Source organism: Phytoactinopolyspora mesophila (assembly GCF_010122465.1).
In the GTDB taxonomy this organism is placed as follows: Bacteria; Actinomycetota; Actinomycetes; order Jiangellales; family Jiangellaceae; genus Phytoactinopolyspora; species Phytoactinopolyspora mesophila.
In genome coordinates this window covers 341,678-355,535 of record NZ_WLZY01000002.1, presented here as the reverse complement: position 1 = coordinate 355,535, position 13,858 = coordinate 341,678, and the positions used below count along the sequence as shown (strand labels likewise).

Genomic DNA, 13,858 nt, shown 5'->3' with positions numbered 1-13,858 from the left:
AATGATCAACGGCCGACGTGTGCGTGCATCTCCCACACGATGATCTCGGCCGCGGTCACCGCCCTCACCCGGCGTCCGCCCTCGTCGGTCATCCGCGCCGCGTCGCCCTCACCCAGCTGACCGACGCCTTCGACCTGCACAACCCCACGCGCCACGTACACATGGACGAACGGCGCCGCGGGCAGAGTGACGCCCAAGTCCGTGCAGCTGTCGCCCAACTGTGCCACGTGCATCGCTGCCGAACTCTGTCCCAGACCGATCGCGGCTTCTCCGGCATGGCGGGGCATCCCGGAAGCGACCACGACCAACCGTCCGCCCGACAGCTCAGCTCTCAGGTCGCGCTGCTCGTAGCGGGGCTCCATGCCCGGCTCGTCCGGCGGCACCCACATCTGGACGAACCGCAGAGGCGCTGTCGGCGTTCGGTCGCCGGACGATGACGCCTCGCCCGCGACCGACGACGAGGGCGCGTCGTTGAACTCCGAGTGCACGACGCCCCGCCCCGCGCCGAGCCGTTGCGCCAAACCCGGGTGGATCACACCTCCGGCACCGGTTGAATCGCGGTGCGCCAGAGCGCCTTCGAGCACCCAGGTCACGATCTCCACGTCGCGATGCGGGTGGGTGGCATACCCCGCCCCCGGCTGCACAACGTCGTCGTTGTTCATGACCAGCATGCCGAATCCGACATTGGCCGGGTCGTAATGCCGCCCGAAGGAGAAAGAATGCCGCGACACCAACCCCGGCTCGCTGCTCACGAACCGGTCGATCCCACGCATCAGTTCCACGTTCGTCACCGCGCCATTCTCGCGTACGCGATCACCTCGATCGGAGCCGGAAGGCAGAGGTCAGTGAGCCGGCATACCAACCCCGCACGGCGCGGCGAGTGTTCTACAGGCCAGTTCGGGCGCCGTTAGCCTCGAGACGGTCTTTCCACAAGTCCAGCCTGGACCTGGTAGGCCCGAGAGACAACAGCGCCGCGGTGGCGAGGATGCCGCCCACCATGGCCGGCATCCAGGCACCGACCACGAAGCTCACCACAACCCCGACGAGCACCGGCGTCTCCGCCAGAGCCAGTGCGAGCATGCTGCTGGTCCGCAGCGTGCGGGCCGCCTCGGCCGGGTCGGCCCGCTGGCCCGGATCCAATGGCTTCAGCCGGGTTGTGGGCAGCAGCCACGCCGCGACGAGCGGCGGCAGACCGAAAACGAGGACGGCGGAAAGTTCGACAGCTGTCCCGGTCTCTGTGAACGTCAGCAGGACCACGACGATCATCAGCACCGCTCCCCCGGCCAAGGCCAGGATGACAGGGCGGAGCTGGGTCCCGAGCGTATCCAGCGATCGCTGATCGCGCGACCGCCCCGAGGGCGCCGAGGTGGACATAGGGCGTCAGCCTAGCGGCGACGCTGGCCGGTTCCTAGTGGCCATTCAGCCGAAATTGGTGCCACAACACCGCAATTGTGCCTTTACCACAATGTGCGGTTCCCAGACGTGGCGAGCGGCCGCGTACGCTGCCGCATATGTCTGCACGCCGCGACACGAAGCGTCACGAACGTACTGTCCACTTGCTCGAACGCGCGACTGGCCCGCTGGCCACCACTGCGATCACCAAAATGGAGGAGGAGCTCTCGTGGTACCGGGCAATGCCACCAGAGCAACGTTCCTGGGTCGGCTTGCTCATCCAGGCCGGCATCGCGGCGTTCGTCGACTGGTACCGGAACCCACAGCACGCCCGCCCGTCGCCCACCACGGACATCTTCGGCACCGCGCCCCGGGACCTGATCCGGGCGATCAGCCTGCAGCAGACCGTCGAGGTCGTCCGGGTGGCCATCGAGGTAGTCGAGGAGAACGTCGTCGACGTGGTGGGCGACGACGACGCGCCGGCCGTTCTCGAAGGCGTCCTACGGTATTCGCGGGAGGTCGCCTTCTCCGCCGCCCAGGTGTACGCGCGTTATGCCGAAGCACGTGGTTCGTGGGATGCCCGGCTGGAAGCAACCGTCGTCGACTCGCTTCTGCGCGGCGAAGTTGACGAAGGAGTACGTTCTCGCGCCTCTGCCCTGGGCTGGACCGCTCAGAGCGGCGTCGTCGTCACCATCGGCCGTCCCCCTGCGGTCAGAGACAACACCGTCGATGACATCCGGCGCAGCGCCCGGAAGGCGGGTTACGACGTGCTCACCGGCGTGCAGGGAGATCGGCTCGTAGCGGTCCTGGGACGCGTCGAGGACCCGGTACGCGCGGCCGAATGCCTGATCAGCCATTTCGGTCCGGGTCCGGTGATCGTCGGCCCCCTGGTGCCTGACCTGGTGTCCGCCGCTGTGTCGGCGCGAGCCGCGGTCTCCGGGCTCGTGGCGGCTGACGGCTGGCCGGAGGCACCCCGGCCGGTGGCGGCGTCGGCGCTGTTGCCCGAGCGTGCGCTGTCCGGCGATGCCGATGCGATCCGGGAGCTCATTGCCGAGGTCTATCTGCCGGTGGCTGAGGCAGGGCCGGTGGTGCTCGAGACGCTCGCCGCATACCTGGAGACCGGCGCCTCGGTCGAGGCCGCGGCGCGGTTCCTGTTCGTGCATCCGAACACGGTGCGGTATCGGCTGCGCCGGGTGACCGACGTCGTCGGCCTCACACCCACCGACGCGCGCGACTCATACACGCTGCGCATCGCGCTCTCGCTCGGCCGCCTGGACCCACCCCACTCCGACTGACGCTCCCCTAAATGATCATGTTTGGTGGGTTTTCGTGTGCGTTGACAAGCCTGCAGGCATGGTGGTGCACGAGAAAACCCACCAAACATGATCATTTGGGGAGCGGGTGGCGCTTTTGTGGGAACCGCCCAAAGTTACTAGGAAGACCTTGTGAGCGTGATCGACGCTCCTACGGACCGGTAACGAGCAGGCTGGAAGGGTGTTGGTCATCGTCGCGCCCGGACAGGGTTCCCAGACTCCAGGCTTCCTCGCCCCTTGGCTGGAGGAGCCGGCTTTCGCCAACCGCATCGAGTGGCTCTCCGCGGTCGCCCAGGTTGACCTGGTCCACTACGGAACCGAGGCCGACGCCGACACCATTCGCGATACCGCCATCGCACAGCCACTGCTGGTCGCGTCGGGCCTGGTCGCTGCCGTAGCCCTGTTCCCGCAGCCTGCCGACGCATTCAACACAGTCGCCGCGGTCGCCGGACACAGCGTCGGCGAGATCACCGCCGCGGCCGGTGCCCGCGTCATCACCGCCGAGCAGGCGATGGTGTTCGTCCGGGAGCGTGGACGCGCTATGGCCCAAGCATCCAGCACCACCCCCACGGGCATGACGGCCGTCCTGGGCGGCGACACCGAACATGTCCTGCAGGTCCTGGAGAAGCACGGGCTGACCCCGGCCAACGTCAACGGTGCTGGTCAGATCGTCGCCGCCGGCACCTTGGCCCAGCTGGACGCGCTGAAGGAAGACCCTCCGGAGGGAGCCCGGCTACGCCCGCTCCAGGTCGCCGGCGCCTTCCACACCCACCACATGGCCCCCGCGGTGGAAACACTGCGTAACTACGCCAGCGCCATGACCACCCGCGATCCGCGTACGCGGCTGCTGTCCAACCGGGACGGCCACGTGGTTCATGACGGCCGCGATGTCCTCAACCGCATCGTCGAGCAGGTTTCCAACCCCGTGCGCTGGGACCTCTGCCAGACCACGATGTCCGACCTCGGCATCACGGGCCTCCTCGAAGTGCCGCCGGCAGGGACCCTCAGTGGCCTTGCCCGCCGCGCCCTGCCCGGCATCGAGACCTTCGCGCTGAAGACGCCCGACCAGCTCGACGACGCCCGGAAGTTCGTCGAGAAGCACGGCGACCCGAGTCCCATGACCGACAGCCCTACCTGGCGCCTCGTCGTCGCACCCATGAAGGGCACGTTCAAGGCGGCCTCGCTCAAGGCCGGCAGTCAACTCTCCCCTGGCGACCTGGTCGGCAGCGTGAACTCGTTGCGGGATTCCCAAGACGTCCACGCCAACCACGGCGGCACAGTGCTGGAATGGCTGGTCGAAGACGGCGACCCGGTCGCTCCGGGACAACCGTTGGTTCGGCTTCACCCGGAGGCGGTCGCATCATGAGTGGCTCGATCACAGTTCCCCCGTCGCTGCGGGCCAGCAAGGTGCTGGGGATCGGCGGCTACCGGCCCACCCGGATCATCACCAACGACGAGATCATCGACAAGATCGATTCGTCCGACGAGTGGATCCGCACCCGCTCCGGCATCGAGACCCGCCGCTGGGCCTCCGATGAAGAGACAGTCGTCAACATGAGCGTCGCGGCGGCCGGCAAGGCACTGGCCAATGCCGGTGTCCGGCCGGAACAGGTCGACTGCGTGATCGTCTCCACCGTCACCCACCTTTATCAGACGCCGTCCGCCGCGGTGGAAATCGCGCACAAGCTCGGCACCAACTACGCCGCGGCGTTCGACGTCTCGGCGGCGTGTGCTGGTTTCTGCTATGGGTTGTCGCTGGCGTCGGACATGGTCCGTTCAGGCACCGCCCAGCACGTCGTCGTCATCGGCGTCGAGCGACTCTCAGACCTCACTGATCAGTACGACCGTTCGACGGCGTTCATCTTCGCCGACGGAGCCGGCGCGGCCGTCGTCGGTGCCGGCAACGACGGCGACGAGGCCGGGATCGGCCCGGTGGTGTGGGGCTCCGACGGCGAGCACCTGAACCACATCCGGCAGAAGAAAGAGTGGCGCGAAGCCCTGTTCGGCGCGGACGGGCCTGAGATGCCGCATCTGGTCATGGACGGCAACCCGGTGTTCCGGTGGGCGTCATACGAGATGTCGAAGGTCGCCCAGCAGGCGCTGGACGCCGCAGGCGTCAGCGTCGACGATCTCGACGTCTTTGTGCCACATCAAGCCAACATGCGCATCACCGACGTCATGGTCCGCCAGCTCAAACTGCCGGAGCACGTGGGCATCGCGCGCGACATCGCCCAGCAGGGCAACACCTCGGCGGCATCCATTCCTCTGGCGCTCGAGCGGATGATGGAAGCAGGCGAGGCCAAGAGTGGTGATCTCGCTCTCATCATCGGTTTCGGCGCGGGCCTCGTCTACGCCGGCCAGGTGATCCGCGTACCCTGACCGAGCAGCCGTGCGCCCGACGACGTGCGTGCCGACTTCGGACAATCAGCAGTATCAACCAAGGAGAAAACGAAGAGATGGCCAGCAACGAAGAGATCCTGACCGGTCTCGCAGAGATCGTCAACGAGATCACCGGCGTTCCCGCCGCGGACGTCCAGCTCGACAAGTCCTTCACCGACGATCTCGACATCGACTCCCTGTCGATGATCGAGGTTGTGGTCGGCGCTGAAGAGAAGTTCGGCGTGAAGATCCCCGAGGACGAGGTCAAGAACCTCGCCACCGTCGGCGATGCTGTGACCTATATCAAGAACGCAAGCCCGGAGGCCTGATCACCATGCCACGTTCCCAGGTACCTGTCGTCGTCACCGGGCTCGGCGCGAGTACGCCCGTCGGAGGCGATGCCGCGTCGACCTGGGACTCGCTGCTCGCAGGCCGCTCCGGCGTGCGGCCCCTGACCGAGGAGTGGGTCGCGGACTCACCGGTGCGCATCGGTGCGCCAGTAGCCGTCGACCCCTCTGAGGTGCTCCCCCGCGTGCAGGCCCGACGGCTCGACCGGTCGGCGCAGATCGCCCTGATCGCAGCGCGCGAGGCGTGGGCCGACTCGGGTCTCGAGGGCAAGGCGTCGGAAACCGGCATAGATCCGGACCGCTTGGGCGTGGTGTGCGCCTCGGGCATCGGCGGCCTGCACACGCTGCTCGGCAACTACGACCAGCTACTCGCGCATGGCTCACGCAAGGTGTCGCCGCTGGCGATACCCATGCTCATGCCGAACAGCCCGGCCGCCAACGTCGGCTTGGAACTGCAAGCACGGGCCGGTGTGCACACACCGGTCAGCGCGTGTTCCTCGGGTTCTGAAGCAATTGCCTACGGCCTGGACATGATCCGGTCCGGCCGCGCCGACATCGTCGTCGCAGGTGGGACCGAAGCCGTGATCCATCCGCTGCCGATCGCGGCGTTCGCCAACATGATGGCGCTGTCCAAGCGCGACGACGACCCCACCGCCGTCAGCCGCCCGTTCGACAAGGACCGCGACGGCTTCGTCCTCGGCGAAGGCGGCGCACTGTTCGTGCTCGAATCTGCCGAGCACGCCGAAGCCCGCGGGGCCCGTGTCTACGTGGAACTCGCTGGCGCCGGGATGAGCTCCGACGCTCACCACATTGCCCAACCGGAGCCGGACGGCATCGGCGTGATGGCCGCGACGCGCAAAGCCTTGGACGACGGTGGTCTGCAGCCCAACGACGTCGCGCACATCAACTGCCACGCCACCTCCACACCCGTGGGTGACGCCGCGGAGGCCCTGGCCTTGCGCAAGGTCTTCGGCGACGCCATTTCCGGCATCCCGGTGACCGCACCGAAATCGATGATCGGCCACCTGCTCGGCGGGGCCGGCGCCGTCGAGGCGATGGCGACGGTGTTGACCCTCCACCACGGGCTGGTTCCGCCCACCATCAACCTCGACCATCTCGACGAGCAGATCGGCCTGGATGTCGTTCACGACGGACCGAGAAAACTCGGCAACGGCTCCATCGCCGCACTGAACAACGCATTCGGCTTCGGAGGCCACAACGTTGTGCTTGCTTTCAGGAGGCCGTAATGACCGCGGTTGCCGGTCGGGCCGTGCCGGCTCAGCCGGCCGGCAAACCCGCCAAGCCCCCTCGTGAGCAAGACCCACGGAACCCGAACCACCGGCTCACCGCTCTGCTGGACGACGGCTCCCTGGAGCTGATCAGCCCGGATGACACGAGCGGCATGCTGGCCGCCACCGGAACCGTACACGGCACGCCCGTGGTGGCGTTCTGCTCCGACCCGACGGTCATGGGCGGGGCCATGGGCGCCGACGGCTGCCAGGTGGTTGTAGAGGCGTATGAACGCGCGCTGACCGAGGGCGTGGCGATCATCGGGCTTTGGCACTCCGGTGGCGCGCGCCTGGCCGAGGGTGTGCTGTCGCTGCATTCCGTCGGGCGCATCTTCGAGATCATGACCCGCGCGTCGGGGAAGATCCCGCAGATCTCGGTGGTGCTCGGCCCGGCCGCCGGGGGTGCCGCTTACGGGCCGGCGCTGACCGACATCGTGATCCTCGGCCCTGAAGGCCGCGTGTTCGTCACCGGTCCCGACGTCGTGCGCTCGGTCACCGGTGAGGACGTCGACATGCTGCGTCTCGGCGGACCCGAGCCGCACGGCCGGCGCTCCGGAGTTGTCCATGTAGTCAGCAGCACCGAGCGCGAAGCCCTGGATCGCGCCGGGCAGCTGGCTTCGCTGCTGGGTAGTCAGGGCGACATCGACGTGGACGGCATCGCCGACGTGGATCTCGGCAGCCACCTGCCCGAGTCGGCCAGACGTGCCTACGACGTCCACCCGATCGTCGACGATCTACTCGACGACGACACGGCTCTCGAACTGCACGCTCGCTGGGCGCCCAACATCACGACGACGCTCGGCCGGCTGGGCAAGCGCACCGTAGGCGTGATCGCCAACAATCCGCTGCGCCTCGGTGGTTGCCTGGACTCGACGTCGGCGGAGAAGGCGGCCAGGTTCGTCCGGATGTGCGACGCACTGGGTGTGCCCCTTGTGGTGGTCGTCGACGTGCCCGGGTACCTGCCCGGTGTGGGCCAGGAATGGGACGGTGTGGTCCGCCGTGGCGCGAAGCTCCTGCATGCCTTCGCCGAAGCGACGGTGCCCAGGGTGACGCTGGTGACCCGCAAGGCCTACGGCGGCGCGTACATCGCCATGAACTCGCGGGCGCTCGGCGCCAGCCGCGTGTTCGCGTGGCCGACGGCCGAGGTGGCCGTGATGGGCGCGGTGGCAGCGGTGCGGATTCTGCATCGGCGCAAGCTCGCGGAGGTCGACCCCGAACTGCGCTCGCAGGTCGAGGCCGAGCTGGCCGAAGAACACGAGCGGGTGGCCGGTGGTCTGAGCCGTGCGATGGAGCTTGGTGTCGTGGACGAGGTCGTGGAGCCGGTGGCAACGCGCTCCGCGCTCGGCCGGGCCCTGGCCGAGGCACCCGAGCGGCGGGGGCAGCACGGCAACATCCCGCTGTAGGCTCCCCGCGGACCCGCCGGACTCCAGCTGGTTCGCTTCAGTCCAGCTGCTCCGCATAGACCAGGTATGTTCCGGCCAGTGCCCCTTCTCGGGAGATCTTCGTCGACACCCAAGCGACGAAAATCCGGTCCCCTACGGCGAACGACGGCGCCATTCCGTTGACATCCCGCACGGCCAGGGTGCCGCATCCGGTGCTGACGGGGCCGCCGCAGAGGTGGCGTTGTCAACGGCCCACGTTGCAGTTACCGTAGTGATTGCAGGACTCGTCCCCAAGGATCCTTGGGGGCCTCCCGCACCGCCTTACGCCCCGCCCTGTGCGGGGCGTTCGTGCGTCTCGTGCTGCGCACCGCAGGCGCAGAACACTACGGCGTCCATTCCCGTTCATGAACCACGCGCCCTGCAACACGGCCCCAGAGCTGCGCGTTGACCCGCTCGGCCCGCTCGTCCGTTTCACGAATGGTCATCCGTCGACGATGCAAGAAGGCCACGAGGTCAGCAGCTTGGATAAGACGGCTTGCATGTGATGGAGCGAAATGGATTGTGTCGACGATCCGCTCCAACCGGCTGGACCGGTAACCCGGTGTCCCGTGCTGGCGGTAATGCCAGAGGTGGCGCCGATAGCCATCCTGCCCGTCGATCTCGTCCGCGATCAGCAACACACGCTCGGGAGGAGCACAGCGGCGAGCGTGCAGGTTGATTCTCTCCATCAGGTGCTGAAGCACGAGGACATGTGGTCTCGTGGTCGGCCCGTATCGGGCGTGGAGCCGCCGCACATCGACGCCGCGCAGGATGAGCGAGACCTCGTGGCCTCCGATCGCTTGCATGGCTGCGTCGTAAATGCCAATGCGTGCACGGAGGAGTTGTTTCATACCCACCCACTCATCATCGGCATGAAAGATCGAACGGCCATGGAGTTCGGCACCCGCCGCTACCTTGTACTTGGCCGCGGCGACGCGAACAACCTCGTCCAAGGCCCGAGACAGGGAGACCACTTGATCATCTGGGCAGCACAGTGCGGCCATGTAGTAGTGGTCCTTGGTGTAGGACTCGTCCAGATATGTCAGAAGCATGCCACCCAGCCCTCTGTTCACCCTGCGAAGAGATGAAACGAGGCTAAGGGCGGCGACTGACAGTCAAAGCTGTCTAGGCAAAGCTAGACACAGGCAAACTAAGGCTAATGCTAAGGTAAGGAACAGGTGATCTGGATGCCACAACGGAAATGAGCCAGAAACGCGTCGTGGCCCGGCTCAACCCTCTCGGGGAGCCGGGCCACTAACGTGGTGAGGCCGCTGTATTTCCCGGATCACCGGGCCGGGGAAATCACCGGTGCCGGAGCGGCCACGAACTGGAGGTTTGTCACCTGGATGTGACCATACACGCGCCTTGGCAGGTTGTGAAGACCCTAAGACAACCTTTCTCAGACCACCTGATGCAGCCAGCGCACCGGAGCACCTTCGCCGGCGTACCGGAACGGCTCGAGCTCGTCATCCCAGGGTTTGCCGACAAGCCGGCACAGTTCATCTTCGAGTTCGATCTCGCCCGCGGCGGCCTTGACTATCGCCGCCTTGATGCGGTCCTCAGGAATCAGGATGTCGCCATGTACGCCGGTGACCGCGTGAAAGATCCCGAGTGCGGGCGTGTATGCATACCGCGCCCCCTCCGTGCCAGCACTTGGTTCCTCCGTGACTTCGAAGCGCAAGTGCAGCCATCCACGCAAGGCGGACGCGATACGCGCGCCGGTGCCGGCCTCACCTTGCCAAGACAATTCGGCACGGAACGAGCCCGGCTGGGCAGGTTGAGGTGTCCAGTCGAGGCTGACGCGCACCCCGAGGGCGCCGGCGACGGCCCACTCTACGTGCGGGCACAACGCCGACGTGCTGGCGTGGACGTACAGTACGCCACGTGTCGTCGTCACCGGTTCCTCCTGTGGGTCGAGGGACGCCTTCCCCTGCGGCCTCTTCCCCATCCTGACGGACCGGTAGACGCTCCTATTCTGCACGATCCGGAGGCAACTCGCCACGCAACCCCGATTATCGCCCCCTTGGCGTGTCACAGAGCCCGCTCCCGAGCGCTGATTCGTCGCTGTTGAGGAACAGCCGCCCAGCCCGCGCCAGTTGTGCTCGGCCGCAGAACTCCGGGCACCTTGGATCCTTGTCACCCCGTGTACAAGGGCGGCGTGACCTGAGCCCTCCCTGCCGGATATCGTTCGTTGATGGTTGAAAACCCCTTCTTCCGCGAGAGCGACCTGCCCTACGCGCTACCCCCGTTCGAGCAGATCGACGAGTCGCACTACGCCCCCGCCTTCGAGCGAGGGATGGCTGAACATATCGCCGAGATCGACGCCATCGCTTCCAACGCCGAGCCGCCGACCTTCGAGAACACAATCGTCGCGCTCGAACGTAGCGGCCAGATCCTCGATCGGGTTTCGGCCGTCTTCTTCAACCAAGCGTCGTCCAACACCAACGACACCATCCAGGCCCTGCAGGCTGACATAGCACCGAAGCTGGCCGCGCACAGCGACGCCATTCACCTCAACCCGGCGCTGTTCGCGCGGATCGAGGCGGTTCGGGCCGCAGATCCCGACCTCGATCCAGAGTCCCAGCGCCTACTCGAGCGCTACCACCTCGAGTTCGTCCGTGCCGGCGCCGCGCTCGACGACGACCAGCAGGCGAAACTTCGTTCGATCAACGAAGAACTCTCCGCGCTGTCCACCACGTTTCAGAAGAAGCTGCTGGACGACACTAATACCTCGGCCGTCGTCGTCGACGATGTCGCCCAGCTGGACGGTGTATCCGCCGACTCGATCAGCGCCATGGCCGAATCGGCGCGTGAACGAGGCCTGGACGGCAAGTATCTGATCACTTTGATCCTGCCGAGCGGCCAGCCGATTCTGAGCTCGCTGACCAACCGTGCACTCCGCGAGCGCATCTACCGCGCCTCCATCTCTCGTGGAAGCAACGACAACGAGCACAACACCGCCGCCACCATTGCCCGGATGACGGCGCTGCGAGCGGAACGGGCGGAACTGCTGGGGTATCGCACACACGCCGCCTACGTGCTCGAGGACAGCACCGCCGGTTCACCTGAAGCGGTGCACGAGATGCTCAGCAAGTTGGCACCGGCCGCCGTCGCCAATGCGCGGGCCGAGGCCGCCGAGTTGCAGAAGTCGATCGGCGACCAGTTCGAGCTTCAGGGGTGGGACTGGTCGTTCTATTCCGAACAGGTCCGCCGCGCCACCTACGACGTCGACAGCGCCCAGCTACGTCCCTACTTCGAGCTCGAACGAGTGCTTCAGGACGGCGTCTTCTTCGCTGCCAACCGCCTGTACGGCCTGAACTTCACCGAGCGCGAGGACCTCGTCGGCTATCACCCCGAGGTCCGGGTCTTCGAGGTCACCGAAGCCGACGGTTCACCAGTGGGATTGTTTCTCGCCGACTTCTACGCCCGTGCTTCAAAACGAGGTGGCGCCTGGATGAACTCGTTCGTCGAGCAGTCCGCGCTGCTCGACACCAAACCCGTCGTCATGAACAACCTGAACATCGTCCGGCCTCCGGCGGGCGAGCCGACGTTGCTGACTTTCGACGAGGTCACGACGCTGTTCCATGAGTTCGGGCACGCCCTGCACGGCCTGTTGTCCGACGTGCGATACCCGAAGCTCTCCGGCACCAACGTCCGCCGCGACTTCGTCGAGTTCCCCTCGCAGGTCAACGAGATGTGGATGGTCTGGCCGGAGGTACTCGCCAACTACGCCCGTCACCACGAGACCGGCGAACTGATCCCTCAGGATCTCGTTCAGCGCCTGCTGGACTCGCAAATCTGGGGCGAGGGGTTCAAGACAACGGAGTATCTCGGCGCCGCACTGCTCGACCTCGCGTGGCACGAGATCGAAACCGGCACTCCCACTGGAGACGTCGCAACGTTCGAAGCGGCCGCCCTGGAATCGGCGGGCGTGGCGGTGGCGGAAATCCCACCGCGGTATCGCTCCACGTACTTCGCGCACATCTTCGCCGGCGGGTACAGCGCGGGATACTACTCGTACATCTGGAGCGAAGTCCTCGACGCCGACACCGTCGAATGGTTCAAGGAGAACGGTGGGCTGAACCGCGAGAACGGCGAGCATTTCCGTCGCACACTGCTCGCCCGTGGCGGTTCGATTCCGGAGATGCAAGCCTTCCGCGAGTTCCGTGGCCGCGACCCGCAGATCGATCCGCTGTTGGAGCGCCGGGGCCTCAACCGCTCTTGATCACAAGATCCGACTCCACACCGCGATGAGCCGCTCCGTCGCGTCGCGCCGTCGGATCCACTTCATACCCGCCACAGCTTTGGAGAGTGCGTCATCGCAATACAACACATCGATGTCTCGGCGACGACGACTGCCTCGGCGGACACCACGTACGCTCTGCTGGCCGACGGGACAAGCTGGCCCACGTGGTCGCCCATCGAGTCCTTCGAGCTGAGCCGAGCCGGTGACGACGGCGGCGAGACCGTCGGCGCCGTCCGCGTATTCCGAACGGGTAAGGTCCGAAGCTCCGAGCAGATCATCGACCTGGTTCCGGGCAAACGGCTGAGCTATGTGCTGGTGGACGGCCTGGCGATCCGCGACTACCGCGCCGACGTCGAGCTCAGTGAAGGTCAGGACGGCACCACAACCATCAACTGGAGCTCCAGCTTCCGTCCCAAGATTCCCGGGCTCGGCGGGCTCTACCGGCGCACACTGACCACGTTCATCCAGCGGTGCGCCACCGGGCTGGCCGAGCATGCCGCCGCGATTGAGCGCCCCAGCCCGTAGCACCCGCGCGAACAGGGGCGCCGGCACCTGGCTTGCCACCCGCCGGGTGCGTCCACCGGTGTCATGCCCGCGCCTGAGGGTACGGGGTTTAGTGTCGGGAAGTATGAAGAGTCTGCAACAGATCGAGGAGTGGCCCGTCGACCACGCCGCTGCCGCGGTGGTATCGGCGGCGGGCGAGACACTGGGGAGCTACGGAGAAGCCGACCGGGTGTTCCAGCTCGCCTCCGTCACCAAACTGCTCACCGCCTACGCCGCGCTGATCGCCGTCGAGGAAGGAGTGGCCGAGCTCGACGATCCCGCGGGTCCGGAAGGTTCCACGATCCGGCACCTGCTGGCCCACGCCTCGGGGCTCAATCTCAACGAGCACACCAGCATCGCGCCCGTGGGTCAGCGGCGGGTCTACTCCAGCGCCGGGTTCGAACAGCTCGCCGACACACTCACCGAACGTTCCGGCATCCCTTTCGCGGACTACGTGAAAGACGGCCTGCTCACGCCGCTCGGCATGACGTCGACGACGTTCGAGGGCTCACCAGGCCACGGCGCGTCGTCCACCATGGCTGATCTCATCAGGTTCGCGGCCGAGTTGCAGCGGCCCGCGCTGCTCGACCCACGAACCCTGGCCACCGCCACCGAGGTTGCCTTTCCCGGCCTCGCCGGGGTGCTCCCCGGGTACGGCCGGCAGGATCCGAACGACTGGGGGCTCGGGTTCGAGATACGTGATGGCAAGCAGCCGCACTGGACCGGTACGCGGAACTCGGCACGCACGTTCGGGCATTTCGGCCAGTCCGGGACGTTCTTGTGGGTCGATCCCGACGCTGAGGTGGCCTGCGTCGCGCTGGCCGACCGCGACTTCGGGGATTGGGCCATCGAGGCGTGGCCGTCGCTGTCCGACGCCGTGCTCGACGATCTCAATCCGTGATCATGAACACTTTCCTGCGCGATGGCA

At 66.5% G+C, this 13,858-nt stretch carries 14 protein-coding genes; 9 read left to right on the top strand and 5 right to left on the bottom strand.

Annotation, left to right across the window (positions count from 1 at the left end; translation table 11 throughout):
* Positions 1-5 precede the first annotated feature (5 nt).
* Both F7O44_RS07835 and F7O44_RS07830 read right to left on the bottom strand, forming a co-directional pair.
* A complete protein-coding gene (locus F7O44_RS07835) occupies positions 6-773 on the bottom strand; it encodes a pirin family protein (RefSeq protein ID WP_162450055.1) in 768 nt (255 codons plus the stop codon).
* A 112-nt stretch (positions 774-885) separates the two neighbouring features.
* A complete protein-coding gene (locus F7O44_RS07830) occupies positions 886-1,374 on the bottom strand; it encodes a hypothetical protein (RefSeq protein ID WP_162449670.1) in 489 nt (162 codons plus the stop codon).
* 137 nt (positions 1,375-1,511) lie between these two features.
* Here F7O44_RS07830 and F7O44_RS07825 point away from each other — a divergent pair, with 137 nt between their 5' ends.
* The 6 genes from F7O44_RS07825 to F7O44_RS07800 all read left to right on the top strand — a co-directional run bounded on the left by F7O44_RS07825 (position 1,512) and on the right by F7O44_RS07800 (position 8,123).
* Positions 1,512-2,687 carry a PucR family transcriptional regulator gene (locus F7O44_RS07825; protein ID WP_162449669.1) on the top strand — a complete coding sequence of 392 codons (1,176 nt, stop codon included), beginning with the start codon at positions 1,512-1,514 and terminating at the stop codon, positions 2,685-2,687.
* Positions 2,688-2,886: 199 nt separating this feature from the next.
* The gene (locus tag F7O44_RS07820) at positions 2,887-4,071 is read left to right on the top strand and encodes an acyltransferase domain-containing protein (RefSeq protein WP_162449668.1); all 1,185 of its coding nucleotides are present in this window, start codon (positions 2,887-2,889) and stop codon (positions 4,069-4,071) included.
* Positions 4,068-5,084: a beta-ketoacyl-ACP synthase III gene (locus tag F7O44_RS07815; RefSeq protein ID WP_162449667.1), complete on the top strand. Its 1,017-nt coding sequence runs from the start codon at positions 4,068-4,070 to the stop codon at positions 5,082-5,084. The genes F7O44_RS07820 and F7O44_RS07815 overlap by 4 nt, the downstream gene beginning before the upstream one ends.
* 77 nt (positions 5,085-5,161) lie before the next feature.
* Positions 5,162-5,413 (top strand): acyl carrier protein, encoded by a 252-nt coding sequence (locus tag F7O44_RS07810; protein WP_162449666.1) that lies wholly within the window; start codon positions 5,162-5,164, stop codon positions 5,411-5,413.
* Positions 5,414-5,418: 5 nt separating this feature from the next.
* Positions 5,419-6,678: a beta-ketoacyl-[acyl-carrier-protein] synthase family protein gene (locus F7O44_RS07805; protein WP_162449665.1), complete on the top strand. Its 1,260-nt coding sequence runs from the start codon at positions 5,419-5,421 to the stop codon at positions 6,676-6,678.
* Positions 6,678-8,123: a carboxyl transferase domain-containing protein gene (locus tag F7O44_RS07800; protein ID WP_162449664.1), complete on the top strand. Its 1,446-nt coding sequence runs from the start codon at positions 6,678-6,680 to the stop codon at positions 8,121-8,123. The genes F7O44_RS07805 and F7O44_RS07800 overlap by 1 nt, the downstream gene beginning before the upstream one ends.
* 37 nt (positions 8,124-8,160) lie before the next feature.
* Here F7O44_RS07800 and F7O44_RS30975 read toward each other — a convergent pair whose 3' ends face one another.
* From F7O44_RS30975 to F7O44_RS07790, 3 genes are all read right to left on the bottom strand, one after another.
* Complete coding sequence (locus tag F7O44_RS30975; RefSeq protein WP_281353463.1) at positions 8,161-8,295, bottom strand: hypothetical protein; 135 nt, start codon at positions 8,293-8,295, stop codon at positions 8,161-8,163.
* A gap of 190 nt (positions 8,296-8,485) precedes the next feature.
* A complete protein-coding gene (locus F7O44_RS07795) occupies positions 8,486-9,193 on the bottom strand; it encodes a DUF3800 domain-containing protein (protein ID WP_162449663.1) in 708 nt (235 codons plus the stop codon).
* A gap of 347 nt (positions 9,194-9,540) precedes the next feature.
* On the bottom strand, positions 9,541-10,089 hold the full coding sequence (locus F7O44_RS07790) for a DUF3145 domain-containing protein (protein WP_162449662.1): 549 nt from the start codon (positions 10,087-10,089) through the stop codon (positions 9,541-9,543).
* A gap of 246 nt (positions 10,090-10,335) precedes the next feature.
* On the opposite strand from F7O44_RS07790, the gene F7O44_RS07785 reads away from it, so the two are divergent.
* From F7O44_RS07785 to F7O44_RS07775, 3 genes are all read left to right on the top strand, one after another.
* The gene (locus F7O44_RS07785; protein WP_162449661.1) at positions 10,336-12,366 is read left to right on the top strand and encodes a M3 family metallopeptidase; all 2,031 of its coding nucleotides are present in this window, start codon (positions 10,336-10,338) and stop codon (positions 12,364-12,366) included.
* 93 nt (positions 12,367-12,459) lie between these two features.
* Positions 12,460-12,912, top strand: coding sequence for an SRPBCC family protein (locus F7O44_RS07780; RefSeq protein ID WP_343073852.1), 453 nt, complete (start codon positions 12,460-12,462; stop codon positions 12,910-12,912).
* A gap of 103 nt (positions 12,913-13,015) precedes the next feature.
* Positions 13,016-13,831: a serine hydrolase domain-containing protein gene (locus F7O44_RS07775; protein WP_162449660.1), complete on the top strand. Its 816-nt coding sequence runs from the start codon at positions 13,016-13,018 to the stop codon at positions 13,829-13,831.
* Positions 13,832-13,858 lie beyond the last annotated feature (27 nt).